This is a genomic window from Caloramator proteoclasticus DSM 10124 (genome assembly GCF_900129265.1).
In the GTDB taxonomy this organism is placed as follows: Bacteria; Bacillota; Clostridia; order Clostridiales; family Caloramatoraceae; genus Thermobrachium; species Thermobrachium proteoclasticum.
Map to the genome: position 1 here is coordinate 1 of NZ_FQVG01000015.1, position 15,975 is coordinate 15,975.

Below are 15,975 nucleotides of genomic sequence, written 5' to 3' on the forward strand. Positions count from 1 at the left end.
ATTATTCAAAAATCTTAGCAACAACACCAGCACCTACAGTTCTTCCACCTTCACGGATAGCGAATCTTAATCCTTCTTCCATAGCGATTGGAGTGATTAGTTCAACTTCCATGTTGATGTGGTCTCCTGGCATACACATTTCAACGCCTTCTGGTAGCTTAATTGAACCTGTAACGTCTGTTGTTCTGAAGTAGAATTGTGGTCTGTATCCGTTGAAGAATGGAGTATGTCTTCCACCTTCTTCTTTCTTTAATACGTATACTTGACCTTCAAACTTCTTGTGTGGATTTACTGATCCTGGCTTTGCAAGTACTTGACCTCTTTCTATTTCGTCTCTTGTTACACCTCTTAGAAGTGCTCCTATGTTGTCTCCTGCTTCTGCCATATCAAGTATCTTTCTGAACATTTCTACTCCAGTTACTACTGTCTTCTTCTTTTCATCTGATAGTCCTACGATTTCTACTTCGTCTCCTACCTTTAGTACTCCTCTTTCTACTCTACCAGTTGCAACTGTTCCTCTTCCTGTTATTGTGAATACGTCTTCTACTGGCATTAGGAATGGCTTATCTCTATCTCTTTCTGGTGTTGGAATGTAGCTATCTACTGTGTTCATTAGCTCTAATATCTTTCCACACCATTGACATTCTGGCTTTCCACATCCACATTCAAGTGCTTGTAGTGCTGATCCTACTACGATTGGAGTGTCATCTCCTGGGAATTCATATTCGTTTAGTAGGTCTCTGATTTCCATTTCTACAAGGTCGATTAGTTCTGGGTCATCTACCATATCTGCCTTGTTTAGGAATACTACAATGTATGGAACACCAACTTGTCTTGCAAGTAGTATGTGCTCTCTTGTTTGTGGCATTGGACCATCTGCTGCACTAACTACAAGGATTGCTCCGTCCATTTGTGCTGCTCCTGTTATCATGTTCTTTACGTAGTCAGCGTGTCCTGGACAGTCAACGTGTGCATAGTGTCTTGTTTCTGTTTCGTATTCAACGTGTGCTGTGTTGATTGTTATTCCTCTTTCCTTTTCTTCTGGTGCCTTATCTATTTCGTCATACTTTGTTGCTTGTGCTCTTCCGTATTGAGCTAATACTGTTGTTATTGCTGCTGTTAATGTTGTCTTACCGTGGTCTACGTGTCCTATTGTTCCTATGTTTACGTGTGGCTTGGTTCTCTCAAAATGTGCCTTTGCCATTTCTCTTCTCCTCCTTTATGTATAGTTTTAAATATAGCAAAATTTGAACTTCCCTTTTTGGGTTCCTGCTTCACAGATTCTTAATCTCCACAGGCGTAACTTCGGGTTGTTCATACCCTACTTTATTTTTTCGCCCATTTTTAAATGGGGCGATATGTCTAACAGAAAAACTTACCCTGGTGTTTCATAAAAGTAAAATAATGGAGCCCATGATCGGGATTGAACCGACGACCTCCACCTTACCAAGGTGACGCTCTGCCTACTGAGCTACATGGGCAAAGCTCAGAATACACTTCAGTATTATATTGTACACTCTTTAAAAAAATATGTCAATATTATAATTAATCCTCTGTTAATAGCTTCTCTATTTTTCTTTTTACCCTTTGAAGTGCATTATCGATGGATTTTGCATGTCTATCTAAATCACAGGCAATCTCCTGATAGGTCTTTCCATTAAGATAACTTCTTAAAACCTCAAGCTCTAAATCACTTAATACTTCCCTCATTCTTCTTTCAATCTTTTTTCTCTGTTCCCTGCTTATTATAAGTTCCTCTGGGTCTGATACATATATCGTAGATAAAACGTCAATAAGCGTTCTATCTGATTCTTCATCATAAACAGGTTTATTTAGAGATATGTAGCTATTTAAAGGAATATGTTTCTGTCTTGTTGCCGTTTTAATTGCTGTTATTATTTGTCTTGTTATGCATATTTCAGCAAAAGCCCTAAATGAAGCAAGAGTCTCGGGTCTAAAATCTCTAATCGCTTTATATAGACCTATCATACCCTCTTGATATAAATCTTCCTTTTCAGCACCTACCAAAAAATAACTCTTAGCCTTTGATTTAACATAATTTTTATATTTATTAATTAAATATTCCTCGGCTTTAGTATCCCCCTTTTTGGCAAGTTCAACAATTTCTTCATCCACCATATCAATATATTTCAACATTTTATTTTGTGTAGCTACATTATAACTCAATTTAACCCCCCCTAAATCAAAGGCCTTAACTAAATTAAATTATAATGCTAAATCTTCCACAAATCAAGTATTTTCAACGCTTTCGACGCATTTTTTCAAGTTTTTCCAAAATCTCATCATCTAAAACATCAGCAAGTGTTATTGTTTTATCTTTATAGCTAACATTCGACTTTTTGTAAACATCCTTTTTTAAAGACTCTATCTCCCACCAAAGCTCTGATGGTGTAATTCGTACACCACCCATCTGAAGTACTATTCTCTGTTCTATGTAATCAGAAGTTACAACATAAACCTGACCTTTTTTTGAATACTTAGCTACATTTCTTTCTATAAAGCAATCGGCAGTTTCACCCTCTTTTGTATATACCACCTCAATACTCCCCACCATTTGTCTACTCTCTATGTTACCTTTTTTAAGATGTGCATCAAATACAACTATTATGTGTGTATTTTTTACAACAGAATACTCCTGTAATAGATCAATAAGTTTATCTCTTGCATAATCTAAATTTTCATCTTTAATACTTTTTAAAACCTTCCATTGATTTATAACATTGTAGCCATCTACAAACATATATCTTGTAAACTCCACCTTATATTCCCCTCTGTCTTATAACTTCATACATAACAACTCCTGCTGCAACAGACGCATTTAAGGAATTGACTTCCCCCATCATTGGTATTTTTACAATTACGTCGCAATTTTCTTTAACAAGCCTTGAAAGACCCTTACCTTCACTTCCAATAACAAGTCCAATAGGTCCCTTTAGATTTGTTTTGTAGCTTACCTCGCCATCCATATCTGTTCCTATTATCCAAAGTCCCTTTTCCTTTAATTCCTTTATAGTTTGAGTTAAGTTTGTAACCTTAGCAACCTTTGTGTGCATTGCTGCCCCAGCAGATGCCTTTATAACAGTAGGTGTAACTAATGCAGATCTTCTTTTTAAAATTATAACTCCGTGGGCACCAAATACATTAGCAGACCTTATAATGGAACCCAAATTATGGGGGTCCTCAATTTCATCAAGCAATATTACAAAGGGTTCTTCACCCTTATTTTTTGCATATTCTAAAATCTCATCTACTGTTGAATATTTATAAGGAGATACCTGTGCAATAACCCCTTGATGAACATTAATTACAGACATATCATCAAGCTTTTTTCTATCAACTTCAATAACAGGAATTCCCTTTTCCTTTGCTAACGCATTTATGAGTTTCATAGGCCCTTCTTGTGACAAACCCTTTGCAATATAAATCTTTTCTACTGTAGTTTCTGATTTTAAAGCCTCTATAACAGGATTTTTTCCTTCAACTATATTTTCCATATTTTCATTTTTAAAATCAGATTTCTTCTTTTTTTTATCCATAATCTTTCTCTCCTTTATATGTTTTGTAAATATCTTTCCCTAATCTCCTTTTGTTTACCACAGCTCATACTTCCCTCTTTACAAACACCCTTTACACAGGATGGGCCTGCATACTTAAATATAGTTGGTGCCACTTGTTTTACAAGCTTTAACATTTCATCCGCCACCTGTCTTATTTCCCATTGTGCTCTTGTGCAACATCTATGATTAAAGAAATTTAAGAGCGTTCTTGCATTCATTGTAACAACAATCTTAGTTTCACAGGCATTTGGAAAAACATAGCGTGCATCTTCAATCGCCATCTTTTCAGCCCTTCTTTCAGCACTCTTTTCATCTTCTCCCTCTTCAATTAATCTTTTTTTATGGTTCTCCTTTAATATAGCCGCAATTTTGTCATAGTATTCTTGATCCTTCTTCATTGCCTCTATAAATAAATTCAATGCCTCCTCATTCTGTGCAATTGCTGGAGGAATAACATACTCAAATTGATTAAGCCTAACATATCTTTGGCTTTGTTGTGAATATGAAGCTATTCTATGTCTTACAAGCTGATGACTGCAGGCTCTTGATATACCCTCTATCGCAAAAGTAAAACTTATGTGTTCTATAGGAGACTCGTGTCCTAAAGACATAAGCATATTTAAAAACTTCTGTGTTGATTCATCATCAAGTTTTTTAGAAATTTCTTCAACCCCAACTGCACTATAACACAACTTCGCAGCTGAAGCCACTATTTTTTCAGCATCAGGAGTATAGGCCAAAAGCTTAACTTTTAATTTTGATTCCATAAAAACACCATCCCTCACATATTAATTCTATTTAACGTAATATCTATAATTTCGTCAAGTCTTTCATATCTTCTTGTTAAAAAAAGATATCCTATAAGCCCTTCAAAGGCTGTAGCCATCTTATAATCAAACAAATTTGCATTTTTAGGAACGTGTCCAACCTTTGCATTTCTTGTTCTCCTTACTATATCAAGTTCCTCTTCTGTAAGAATAGGTTCAATTTCCCTTAAAAACTGTGCTTGATTTGAAGCCTTTACATACATAATTGAAGCTCTATGAATTTGATTTGGCTTTACTATACCCTTTGTAATAAGATGGCTTCTTACAAACATCTCATATACCGCATCTCCAATATATGCCCAAATAATAGGGTTAAGTAGTCCTACTTCCCTTTCACTAAGTCCTATATACTTGTCAATATTTAACATTTTATGCTCCCTTTCTTAATCTTATTTAATATTAACTTTACACCATTATAACAAAAATATATTATTATATTAATAAAAATATTTGGAGGTTAATATGAAAAGAGTAAAATCTTTTATCTTTGAAAACGATATTAGAATTTTATATGCTTTTAATATAATATACAAACGAAAACTTTTTGACAAGTTGATGCCAATAGTAACCCATCTTGGTGGACCAGTCTTTACTATTATGATGCCTGTTTTGCTTATGTTATTTGGAAATGCCTATTTGAAAGAATGTGGTAAAAATTGCCTAATATCGCTATCTACAAGCCATATATGTGTACATTTTATAAAAAAAGCCTTTTCAAGACAAAGGCCCTGTTGGATTATTAAAGATTTTTCAACCTTTAATATAGAACTTAAGGATTACTCATTCCCATCTGGACATACAACAGCTGCCTTTTCAGTCTTTACAACATTAGCCTTCTTCCTTCCTCATTTATCCTTTTTATTTATCTCACTTGCCCTTTTAGTTGGACTCTCAAGAGTTTACCTTGGCGTCCACTATCCAACAGATGTATTAGCTGGTATGTTTATCGGTTCATTATTTTCATACATTACTTTTATAATCTAAATAAGGGGCCTTAAGGCCCCTATCAGATTGTTGACAAAACCACTTGTTAGCTAAAGTATAAAAAAGCCCCTTGAAAGGATTTCTATTGGCTCTTTCATGAGCTTTAACAATTATTGCTTTTCGACTTTGAAAAAGTCCGTAATTCGGCACAGGACGTGCCGAGCCGAGCGGCCATCAGGACGATGGCATCGCGAGGGTAGGGCTTTTTCAAACAAAGAAAAGCTTAGAATTGCTTAGCGAAATGAAGCGATGCCCAAGAAATCCTTCATGGGGCAAATCAATATATAACTTTTTCAACAGCCTGAAGGGGCCTTAAGGCCCCTATCTACATCCTCTTCCACCTTACACCCTGTGGTGTGTCCTCTAATATTATTCCCATTGCCTTAAGATCATCCCTTATTTTATCTGCAAGGGCAAAATTCTTTTCTTTTCTTGCCCTTTGTCTCTCTTCGATAAGCCTTTCTATTTCTTCATCTAAAGATTCTTTTGTATTTTTTTGAAGTATTGCAAGAGGAGAACCAAGTTCTCTTATTAAATCCAGTGCCTTCTTTGCAATCTCTTTAGAACTTTCAAGATTAATATTACTATTTATATCTCTTACCATATCAAATATAACAGAAATCGCATCGGCAGTATTAAAATCATCATCCATAACATCAATAAATCTATTTCTATATTCATCAAGTTTTAAGCTAAATGTCTTTTCTTCTTCCTTCATTGCATCATACTTTGAAACTTCAATAACATGTTCAAGATTTGATATCGAGTTATAAATCCTTTCAAGTCCAGCCCTTGCCTGTTCTAATAAATCGAGGCTGAAGTTTATTGGATTTCTGTAGTGCCCAGATAGCATAAACATTCTAATTACTTCTGCATCATATTTTTCAAGTATTTCTCTTGCAGTGAAGAAATTGTTTAGTGATTTTGACATCTTTTGATTATTTACATTTAAATACGCAGCGTGCATCCAATATCTTGCAAATGGTTTTCCATTTCTTGCTTCACTCTGGGCTATCTCATTTTCGTGGTGAGGGAATACTAAATCTGCTCCACCGCCGTGAATATCTATTGTTTCACCAAGAAGTGAGCAGGCCATTGTTGAACACTCTATATGCCAACCTGGTCTTCCTTCTCCCCAAGGACTTTGCCAAGCTGGTTCTCCCTCCTTCTTTGCCTTCCAAAGTGCAAAGTCCATAGGATTTCTCTTCCTTTCATCTACTTCTATTCTTGCACCAGCCTCTAAATCCTCTATGCTTTGATGACTAAGCTTCCCATATTCTTTAAATTTAGTTGTATCAAAATAAACATCCCCATCAACAGCATAGGCAAATCCCTTATCCTCTAAGTCCTTTACAAACTTTATAATCTCATTTATATATTCTGTGGCTCTTGGATTTACAGTTGCTCTTTTTAAATTTAATGCATCTGCATCCTTGTAATATTCGCCAATATATTTTTCTGCCACATCCTTTACAGTAACACCCTCTTCATTAGCCCTTTTAATCATCTTATCATCGATATCTGTGAAGTTTTGAATGAATTTTACTTGATAACCTCTGTACTCAAGGTATCTTCTAATTGTGTCAAATACAATGAAGGTTCTTGCATTACCTATGTGGAAGAAATTGTAGACAGTAGGTCCGCATACATACATTTTAACAACGTTAGGTTCTACAGTTACAAAATCCTCCTTCTGTCTTGTCATAGTATTAAAAACCTTAATTCCCATAATATCACCTCTTTTATATAAATTTACCCCTCCATCTCCTTAGAGACGAAGGGGCACTCCGTGGTTCCACTCTAATTAGGCAAAAGCCTCACTCAAAATTATAACGGAATTACCGTTCCTACCTACTAACATTTCGGTAGAAAAGCTCAAGGACGCACTAAAGGAGTGTCCATATAGCTGCTCACAGCCTAAGACAGCTACTCTCTGAAATGGATTACCTCCTTATTCTTCCCTTCATTGCCTTTTATTTTATTATAGCAAATTTTGTTTTACATATTCAATTCTTTTAATCAACATATCTCTACCTAATATTTCAAGAACATTTACAAGTTCAGGACCGTGCACTTGTCCTGTTACAGCAACTCTTATAGGCATAAATAACGCCTTTCCCTTTGCACCTGTTCTCTTTTTGATTTCATTCATTATATCCTTTGCATTTTCTTTAGTAACAACTTCTGTTTCTAATAATATATTCTTAAATTCATCAAGTAGTGCAGAAACATGTTCTTGCTTTAATACTTCTTTTGCTTCTTCATTTTCTAATTTAACTTCTTCACCAAAGAATATACCTACGTGATTTACTATTTCTGAAACATTAGATAATCCGCCTCTTACTGTATCTACTATCTTTGATATCCATTCTCTATTTGTATTTGCAAATTCCTCTGTAATAAATTCTCCCTTAACAAGATGAGGAATTGCTAAATCAACTATTCTATCAAGTTCTGCATTTCTTATATAAATACCATTTATATGGTTTAATTTGTCAATATCAAAAACTGCTGGATTTTTACTTACTCTGTTTATATCAAACATTCTTTCAAGTTCTTCCATAGAGAATATTTCTTCTTCTCCCTCAGGTGACCAACCAAGTAATGCAAGGAAATTTATTATAGCCTCTGGAAGATATCCAGCATCTCTATATTGTTCTACCCAAGTTGAACCGTGACGTTTGCTCATTTTTGTTCTGTCTTTTCCAAGTATTAAGGAAACGTGTGCAAACTTTGGTATATCAAATCCCAATGCCTTATATATAAGAATTTGTCTTGGCGTATTTGAAAGGTGTTCTTCTCCACGAATTACTGTTGTTATTTCCATTAAATAATCATCTATTGTAACAGCAAAGTTGTAAACAGGTATGCCGTCTGATTTTACAATGATAAAATCACCAATATCGTTTGAATTAAACTCTACTCTCCCTCTAACTAGGTCATCTACTACTATAAGTTCATCTTCTGGTACTCTAAATCTTACAACAGGTTTTCTACCTTCCTTCTCAAGCCTTTCTCTATCCTCTTTTGTTAAATGTCTGCACTTACCTGAATATCTTGGCATTTCTCCTCTTTGTAGAGCTTCTTCTCTTTCTCTTTCAAGCTCTTCTTCTGAACAGTAGCATAGATATGCCTTTCCTTCATCTAAAAGTCTTTGAACATAAGGATTGTATATATGTACCCTTTCTGTTGATCTATATGGTCCGTGTTCTCCTCCAACCTCTATTCCTTCATCCCAATGAATTCCAAGCCATTTTAATCCTTCAATGATTACCTTTTCTGATTCCTCAGTAGAACGATTTAAATCTGTATCTTCAATTCTAAGCAAAAACTTTCCGCCAGTTTTCTTAGCATAAAGATAGTTAAATAGTGCTGTTCTTGCACCACCTATATGCAAATGCCCTGTTGGACTTGGGGCAAATCTAACTCTTTCCATAGTACACCTCCGTAAAAATTATATACTAATACAATTTTATATATTTATTCATTTTTTTTCAACACATATATCAAAAAAGCTACAGCAATAGCTGTAGCTCAGATTGTTGACAAACCTGTTCGTTAGCTAAAGTATGAAAAAAGCCCCATGAATGGATTTCAATGGGCTCTTTCGTGAGCTTTAGCAATTATTGCTTTTCGACTTTGAAAAAGTCCGTAATTCGGCACAGGACGTGCCGAGCCGAGCGGCCATCAGGACGATGGCATCGCGAGGGTAGGACTTTTTCAAACAAAGAAAGGCTTAGAATTGCTTAGCGAAATGAATCGATGCCCAAGAAATCCTTCATGGGGCTAATCAATATATAACTTTTTCAACAGCCTGAGCTACAGCAATAGCTGTAGCTCTTTTATGCATTCTTCTTTTGAATTATATTCGCAAGCATCATTGGATCAATATTTCCACCAGTTAAAACACAAACAACATTCTTCCCTGGCATATTAACCTTACCGTTTATAACAGCAGCTGCTGTTGTAGCACCAGCCCCTTCAACTACAAACTTTGATTTTGAAAGAAGTCTATAAATTGCATCCTCAATTTCATCCTCTGATACAGTAACCACATCATCAACATATTTTTTAATTATATCAAAAGTTAAATCCCCTGGAGTCTTAACTGATATACCATCTGCAAGTGATTTTACACCTGGCAATGTTACAATTTTCCCTGCATCAAGCGACGCTCTTGTTGATGCTATAACTTCAGCCTGAACTCCTATCACCTTTATACTTGGCTTTATTTCCTTCATTGCAATTGCTATACCTGATATAATACCTCCTCCACCTATTGGAACAACAATAGCATCCACATCACTAAACTCATTTAATATCTCAAGACCTATAGTTCCCTGTCCTGCAATTACATAAGGATCATTGAATGGGTGAACAAATGTAGCACCTGTCTCCCTTTGAATTTCAACTGCCTTTTGATAACAATCATCATATACAAGTCCATATTGAACTACTGTAGCACCATATGATTTAGTTGACTCCACTTTAGTCTTTGGAGCAGTCTCTGGCATACATATAGTTGCATTTATACCAAAAACCTTGGCAGCATATGCAACCCCCTGTGCATGATTTCCTGCTGATGATGCAATAACTCCCTTTTTTCTTTCTTCTTCTGTTAGGCTTGCTATTTTGTTATAGGCACCTCTTAATTTAAACGCATTTGTCTTTTGTCTATTCTCCGCCTTTAGAAAAACATTCATTCCAGTTAATTGAGTTAAGCTATAGGACTTAGCAAGTTCTGTCTTTCTTACTACACCATCTAATCTTTTTTGAGCCTCTTTAATCATTTCAAAAGTAACTTGCATATTTTTCCCTCATTCCTATAAAAATTTTAAATTATCTTAATTTTAATATACAATACTCGACAAAAAAATTCAATTAAGATTATACGCTTATTTGTGCATTTTAGCTCATATTCATTAATTTTCGTCTATTATTAGTAATTATACTATTTTTATTAACATTTTCACTGTATATATCATCAATACTCTTAATAACTAATATTTTACAATGCATTAAAAAAATATTTTTCATTATGTCCGCATTACACAAACATAATATTACTGTAAGTTAACACATAAACCAAAATCACATTTGAAACGGATATAAAACATCTTATGTATATTTTCTGCATATTTTATAGTATAAAATAAATTTTAGGAGGTTTTCCCCTTGGAAACAAAATATAAGGAACGTTCTCTTGTAGGTCCAATTTTCAAGATGAACTCCCTTGAAAAAACTCTTATTAACCTTTCATACCACTTAAAGGGAATTAAAGTATCAAAAGAATCTATGCCTATATATCGTGAAATCTACAATGATTATTTAACTTCTCTTTCTTATTTTTCTCAAAGTCTTGGATTTATAAAATGCCTATACCTTTGCAACTCTAATCCCTCTATGAAGAGTTATCTACTTAACAACCTTTTCACCCAAGCCTATAGGAAACTTAATAACATAGATTCAAAACTTAAACTTGTTGAAGTTGATGATATCTATTTAGAGAGCAAAAAAATACTTGAGGACAAAATTTCATACATTACCTCAAGTATGAAGGATTTATTGGATGATTTAATTCATTATTGATAAAATTATTAAGTGCCAAGAACAAGCAAAACTTCTTGGCACTAATCTTTTATACAAAACATTAATTGCTTAAATCAAAAGTAAATATAATAATTGAAATATAGAAATAGCAAGTGGTATTATTACGATTGCCATTAGCCACTTCTTTTTAGCTATCGCCCGATAAATGAGTATAATAATACCAATAACCAAAGTTGCCATTATAGCAAAAATAGTCATAAACTTACCTTCTTTGCATCATACTTTAAAACCATTAAATCAAGTTCTAAATACTACTTCTTCTCTACTAAACATATACCTTGCAAATAGAATAGCAGCTATTATATAAACTATTGCCCACACAAATGTTATGACTATGTGCATAGGATTATAAACTCCAATAATAAATTCCTTTATAATAAGCGAAATATTTGCAAGAGGAATATTGAACATCATTGTAGATGCACTCTTTACATCCATCATATAGGTTCCATAGGCAACAATCATACCAATTATTGTAACAGGCGATAAATAGGTTTGAGCTTCTTTAAAGGACCTTGCATATATACTAACAGCAAGTTCAACTGCTGCAAAAATCATATTAAGTATTATAGCTGTAACTCCGATTAAAACAAGAGAGCCTATTGAAATTTTTAATCCAACATCACCCATAAAATCCATAGAATATTTAAAGGCTATATAGAGTCCCGTTAAAGATGATGTTGTTCCTATTATACCCATAACAGTTATAGCAAAAAGCTTTCCAAACAATAGCTGCATTCTGCTTGCCTGTGTTGTAAGAAGTGGTTCGAGAGTTCCTCTCTCCTTTTCTCCTGCACCTAAATCAACTGCAGCAGCCATAGGTCCTGTAATTGCATATATAATCAAGTAAAGTGGCAGAAGCATTGTTAACATAAGAGCTCCTCCACCTGCCTTTTCTCTATTTACAGGCTCATTTTTAACATCAACAGGACTTAATATAGATACATCTATTCCCCTCTTTTCAAGTCTTCCTTTCACAACCTCATCCTTATATGTATTAATAACATCCTTAACAACATCTAATGCTGTTTGAGAATTTGTACTCTCTGAATCATATATAATTTTTATATCCGACATTTTTTCCTGTGATAGTTTTTCATCAAAATCTTCCTCAACCACAACAGCCAAATATATAGTTCCCTTTTTTACTTCCTCTTGATAGTCCTTAGTTTCAACTATCTTTATATTAGGTACACTACTTAAGAAATTTTTAAAGGAAGACTCCTCTCCAATATAGGCTATCTTTACTTCCTTTGCTACCTTTTCAGTTGTACTTTTAACCCCTTTACCTATTAGGCCAAATAGTAACGGAAAAAGCACCAAAGGTAAAAGAACTGACATTATAACTGTTTTTCTATCCCTAAATAAATCCTTTAATTCCTTCTTAAAAACAATTCCCCACAAACTATTCATCTTTATCCCCCACCAATCTTAAAAATACTTTTTCTAAATCTTCTCCATTATATTCTCTTCTTAAATCTTCGATTTTTCCGTCATACACAATTCTTCCCTTATGTATAATTACCACTCTATCACACAGCCTTTCAACTTCCCTCATACTGTGACTTGAAAATATAATAGCTCTTCCTTTTTTCTTACAATCTAATATAAAATCCTGAACTATTGCACTTGATGATACATCAAGTCCTATTGTAGGCTCATCAAAGAGCATAACATCGGGATTATGAACAATCGACCTTGCTATTGCAACCTTCTGTTTCATACCCCTTGAAAATTTACCAACACGTCTATCTATATATTCCTTCATATCAAGCATCTCTGCTAAAAACTCAATATTTCTGTTTGCTTCTTCACTTGAAAGACCACTTAAATCCGCAAAATACTTTATATTTTCTCTTGCTGTCAGCCTATCGTATAATCCTACTTCTCCACCAAACAATATTCCTATCTTCTTTCTAACCTTATCGGGTTCATTTACCAAATCTAATCCACAAATCTTTGCTGTGCCTGACGTTGGTTTTAACATCGTAGATATCATTCTTAAAGTTGTTGTTTTTCCAGCTCCATTTTCTCCCAAAAGTCCAACAATCTCACCCTTATCAACTTTAAAACTAACATTATCAACTGCTGTTACTTCTTTAAACTTTTTTGTTAACCCAATTACCTCTATCATTCTATTCCCCCCTTATTAAAGTACAAACAGCGTGGGCTGCAATTCCCAAGCCCTCACCTGTAAAACCAAGTCCCTCCTCTGTTGTAGCCTTAACATTGACATCATAAATACTTACTTTGCAAACCTCTGCTATATTTTTTCGCATTCCTTCAATATAGGGTGCCATCTTTGGTCTTTGGGCTATAATTGTAGCATCAATGTTGTTTACTCTATATCCCTTCTCCTCAATTATCTTAATCACATATTCAAACAGCTTTAAACTATCTGCACCCTTAAACCTTTCATCTGTATCTGGAAAATGCTTGCCTATATCCCCTAATGCAGCAGCACCTAAGATTGCATCCATTATAGCGTGTAAAAGAACATCTGCATCAGAATGTCCTAAAAGTCCCTTTTCGTAAGGTATTTTTACTCCTCCTATTATAAGTTCTCTACCTTCTACAAGCCTATGTACATCATAACCGTGTCCTATTCTCATACTACACCTCCTATTTATACAAATTTTACCACACAGCTAAATGAAATCCAAGCAGTATTTATATCCTTTAACAACCTTTTAACATATAATAAATATACACTAATAAACTTTAATTGATAAGCTCATTTAATACAAAAACCCACAATGGAATATAAAATACCTTCTACAATCCATTGTGGGCATTTTACCTAGAAACTTTACAAATAAAACCCTAATTTAAAATTACACATAGAATAGCAGCTTTTCATAGCTTGGGAATGGCCATTTATTTTCATCAATTAGTGTCTCTAATTTATCTCCATAGACTCTTACATTCTTCATCTTTTCTGCCACTCTATCTCTAAATATACAAGCCTTCTCAAATATATCCCCATTAAAGCTATGTGCTTCTTCAAGTACAGCTTCAAGCTCTAAGGTTTCCTTCTTTAATAGATTTAAATTAAGCTGTAATTCTTTTAATAACTCAGCTTGAGTTGTTAAATCTAAATCAGGCATAGCCATCTTAACTACATTAATGGAATTTGCAATATTTGTAACTTCACCTAAAACTACAGGGATAATTTGCTTTTTAACCATATCTATCATTGTTCGTGCTTCTATATTAATATGCTTTATATATTCCTCAAGCTTTATTTCATATCTTGCTCTTAGCTCAACTTCTGTAAATACTCCGTGCTTTGTAAAAAGATTTATTGATTTTTCTGAAATCCAAGCTGTAATTGCATCCACAGTATTCTTAATATTTTTAAGTCCTCTTCTTTCAGCCTCTATTATCCAATCCTCCGAATATCCATCACCATTAAATATTATCCTCTTATGATTCTTTACTATCTCTTTAACTATTGCATTAACCTCTGAATCAAAATCCTTTGCCCCTTCAAGTCTATCTGCAATTTCACTTAAAACCTCTGCAACTGCTGTATTTAAAACAACATTTGGGTTTGCGATAGAAGCTGATGATGGAACCATTCTAAATTCAAACTTATTTCCTGTAAATGCAAAAGGTGATGTTCTATTTCTATCTGTTGCATCCTTTGGTAGTGGTGGTAGTGTATTAACCCCTATTCTTAAATATTCTCTTTCTCTCTTTTCTGTTCCATTTCCCTTTTCAATGTTTTCAAGTATTTCTGTTAATTGTTCACCTAAAAACATAGATATTATAGCAGGTGGAGCTTCATTTGCACCAAGTCTATGATCATTTCCTGTATTTGCAGCAGATGCCCTTAAAAGCTCAGCATACTCATCAACAGCCTTTATAACTGCACTTAAAAATATCAAAAATTGTGCATTTTCGTGTGGAGTTTTTCCTGGTTCAAAAAGATTCTGGCCTTCATTTGTAGAAAGCGACCAGTTGTTATGCTTTCCAGAACCATTTACTCCTGCAAAGGGTTTTTCGTGTAAAAGACAGGCTAAGTTATGTCTATTTGCAACCCTTTTTAGAGTATCCATAATAACTTGGTTGTGGTCTGTTGCAATATTTGCATTTTCAAAAATAGGTGCAATTTCGTGCTGTGCTGGTGCTACTTCATTATGCTTTGTTTTAACTGGTATACCCATCTTCCAAAGTTCATAGTCTAAATCCTTCATAAAGTTTGCAACTCTATCCTTTAAGCTTCCAAAATAATGGTCTTCAAGTTCTTGTCCCTTTGGAGGCTTTGCCCCAAATAGCGTTCTTCCTGTAAAAACCAAATCCTTTCTTTTTAGATAAAGGTCCTTATCTATTAAAAAGTATTCCTGTTCTGCTCCAACTGTTGCAAATACTCTCTTTGCTGTTGTATTTCCAAATAATCTTAATATTCTTAATGCCTGTTTTGAAACTGCCTCCATTGAACGTAGAAGTGGTGTCTTTTTGTCTAACGCCTCTCCTGTATAGGCACAAAATGCAGTAGGAATACAAAGAGTTAATCCGCCCTCGTCCTCCTTCAAAAATGCATAGGATGTAGCATCCCAAACAGTATAACCTCTTGCCTCAAAGGTTGCTCTAATTCCACCCGATGGGAAGGATGAGGCATCTGGCTCTCCCTTTATTAAAGATTTACCTGAAAACTCAGTTATTGCTCTTCCTTCACTTATAGTATTTAAAAAGGATTCGTGCTTTTCTGCTGTAATTCCTGTCATAGGTTGAAACCAGTGGGTATAATGTGTTGCTCCCTTTTCTATTGCCCAATCCTTCATAGCGTTGGCAACAACATCTGCAACTGATGGGTCAAGAGGAACACCTTCATCCATTGTCCTTCTTAATGCTTTGTAAACATTTTTAGGTAATCTCTCCCTCATCACTTCATCATTGAATACATTTTCACCAAAAACTTGCTTCAAATCAATTTTTCCATTTGCCATATAAAACCCCTCCTAATCTTCAAA

15 protein-coding genes, 1 tRNA gene and 1 other annotated feature are annotated in these 15,975 nt (G+C 34.4%); of the genes, 2 read left to right on the forward strand and 14 right to left on the reverse strand.

Annotation, left to right across the window (positions count from 1 at the left end):
- Position 1: 1 nt before the first annotated feature.
- The 7 genes from tuf to BUB63_RS05110 all read right to left on the reverse strand — a co-directional run bounded on the left by tuf (position 2) and on the right by BUB63_RS05110 (position 4,773).
- Positions 2 to 1,204, reverse strand: coding sequence for an elongation factor Tu (gene tuf / locus BUB63_RS05080; protein ID WP_073248108.1), 1,203 nt, complete (start codon positions 1,202 to 1,204; stop codon positions 2 to 4).
- 201 nt (positions 1,205 to 1,405) lie between these two features.
- Positions 1,406 to 1,481: transfer RNA gene (locus tag BUB63_RS05085), tRNA-Thr, on the reverse strand.
- Between the two features lie 64 nt (positions 1,482 to 1,545).
- Positions 1,546 to 2,187: an RNA polymerase sporulation sigma factor SigH gene (gene sigH, locus BUB63_RS05090; protein WP_073248220.1), complete on the reverse strand. Its 642-nt coding sequence runs from the start codon at positions 2,185 to 2,187 to the stop codon at positions 1,546 to 1,548.
- A 73-nt stretch (positions 2,188 to 2,260) separates the two neighbouring features.
- On the reverse strand, positions 2,261 to 2,779 hold the full coding sequence (locus BUB63_RS05095) for an NYN domain-containing protein (RefSeq protein ID WP_143290244.1): 519 nt from the start codon (positions 2,777 to 2,779) through the stop codon (positions 2,261 to 2,263).
- A gap of 1 nt (position 2,780) precedes the next feature.
- Positions 2,781 to 3,557: a 23S rRNA (guanosine(2251)-2'-O)-methyltransferase RlmB gene (rlmB, locus tag BUB63_RS05100; RefSeq protein ID WP_035166204.1), complete on the reverse strand. Its 777-nt coding sequence runs from the start codon at positions 3,555 to 3,557 to the stop codon at positions 2,781 to 2,783.
- Between the two features lie 14 nt (positions 3,558 to 3,571).
- Entirely contained in the window at positions 3,572 to 4,345 is a 774-nt protein-coding gene (thyX, locus tag BUB63_RS05105; protein ID WP_027308826.1) for an FAD-dependent thymidylate synthase, read from the reverse strand.
- A 14-nt stretch (positions 4,346 to 4,359) separates the two neighbouring features.
- Complete coding sequence (locus BUB63_RS05110) at positions 4,360 to 4,773, reverse strand: Mini-ribonuclease 3 (protein ID WP_051350664.1); 414 nt, start codon at positions 4,771 to 4,773, stop codon at positions 4,360 to 4,362.
- Positions 4,774 to 4,867: 94 nt separating this feature from the next.
- Between BUB63_RS05110 and BUB63_RS05115 the strand changes: the two genes are divergently transcribed.
- On the forward strand, positions 4,868 to 5,389 hold the full coding sequence (locus BUB63_RS05115; RefSeq protein WP_027308828.1) for a phosphatase PAP2 family protein: 522 nt from the start codon (positions 4,868 to 4,870) through the stop codon (positions 5,387 to 5,389).
- Between the two features lie 325 nt (positions 5,390 to 5,714).
- On the opposite strand, the gene cysS is transcribed toward BUB63_RS05115, so the two are convergent.
- From cysS to ilvA, 3 genes are all read right to left on the reverse strand, one after another.
- The gene (gene cysS, locus BUB63_RS05120; RefSeq protein WP_073248259.1) at positions 5,715 to 7,112 is read right to left on the reverse strand and encodes a cysteine--tRNA ligase; all 1,398 of its coding nucleotides are present in this window, start codon (positions 7,110 to 7,112) and stop codon (positions 5,715 to 5,717) included.
- Between the two features lie 44 nt (positions 7,113 to 7,156).
- Positions 7,157 to 7,365: a binding site (T-box leader), on the reverse strand.
- Between the two features lie 5 nt (positions 7,366 to 7,370).
- Positions 7,371 to 8,825: a glutamate--tRNA ligase gene (gene gltX / locus BUB63_RS05125; RefSeq protein WP_027308830.1), complete on the reverse strand. Its 1,455-nt coding sequence runs from the start codon at positions 8,823 to 8,825 to the stop codon at positions 7,371 to 7,373.
- 406 nt (positions 8,826 to 9,231) lie between these two features.
- Positions 9,232 to 10,197: a threonine ammonia-lyase gene (gene ilvA / locus BUB63_RS05130; RefSeq protein WP_035166206.1), complete on the reverse strand. Its 966-nt coding sequence runs from the start codon at positions 10,195 to 10,197 to the stop codon at positions 9,232 to 9,234.
- Positions 10,198 to 10,564: 367 nt separating this feature from the next.
- Here ilvA and BUB63_RS05135 point away from each other — a divergent pair, with 367 nt between their 5' ends.
- Positions 10,565 to 10,978 (forward strand): hypothetical protein, encoded by a 414-nt coding sequence (locus BUB63_RS05135; protein ID WP_027308831.1) that lies wholly within the window; start codon positions 10,565 to 10,567, stop codon positions 10,976 to 10,978.
- Between the two features lie 258 nt (positions 10,979 to 11,236).
- Here BUB63_RS05135 and BUB63_RS05140 read toward each other — a convergent pair whose 3' ends face one another.
- The 4 genes from BUB63_RS05140 to BUB63_RS05155 all read right to left on the reverse strand — a co-directional run bounded on the left by BUB63_RS05140 (position 11,237) and on the right by BUB63_RS05155 (position 15,951).
- On the reverse strand, positions 11,237 to 12,412 hold the full coding sequence (locus BUB63_RS05140) for an ABC transporter permease (RefSeq protein ID WP_027308832.1): 1,176 nt from the start codon (positions 12,410 to 12,412) through the stop codon (positions 11,237 to 11,239).
- Positions 12,405 to 13,133 carry an ABC transporter ATP-binding protein gene (locus BUB63_RS05145; protein ID WP_073248222.1) on the reverse strand — a complete coding sequence of 243 codons (729 nt, stop codon included), beginning with the start codon at positions 13,131 to 13,133 and terminating at the stop codon, positions 12,405 to 12,407. The genes BUB63_RS05140 and BUB63_RS05145 overlap by 8 nt, the downstream gene beginning before the upstream one ends.
- Position 13,134: 1 nt before the next feature.
- Positions 13,135 to 13,611: a 2-C-methyl-D-erythritol 2,4-cyclodiphosphate synthase gene (gene ispF / locus BUB63_RS05150; RefSeq protein WP_027308834.1), complete on the reverse strand. Its 477-nt coding sequence runs from the start codon at positions 13,609 to 13,611 to the stop codon at positions 13,135 to 13,137.
- A gap of 222 nt (positions 13,612 to 13,833) precedes the next feature.
- Entirely contained in the window at positions 13,834 to 15,951 is a 2,118-nt protein-coding gene (locus BUB63_RS05155; RefSeq protein WP_073248223.1) for a glutamine synthetase III family protein, read from the reverse strand.
- Between the last annotated feature and the right edge of the window lie 24 nt (positions 15,952 to 15,975).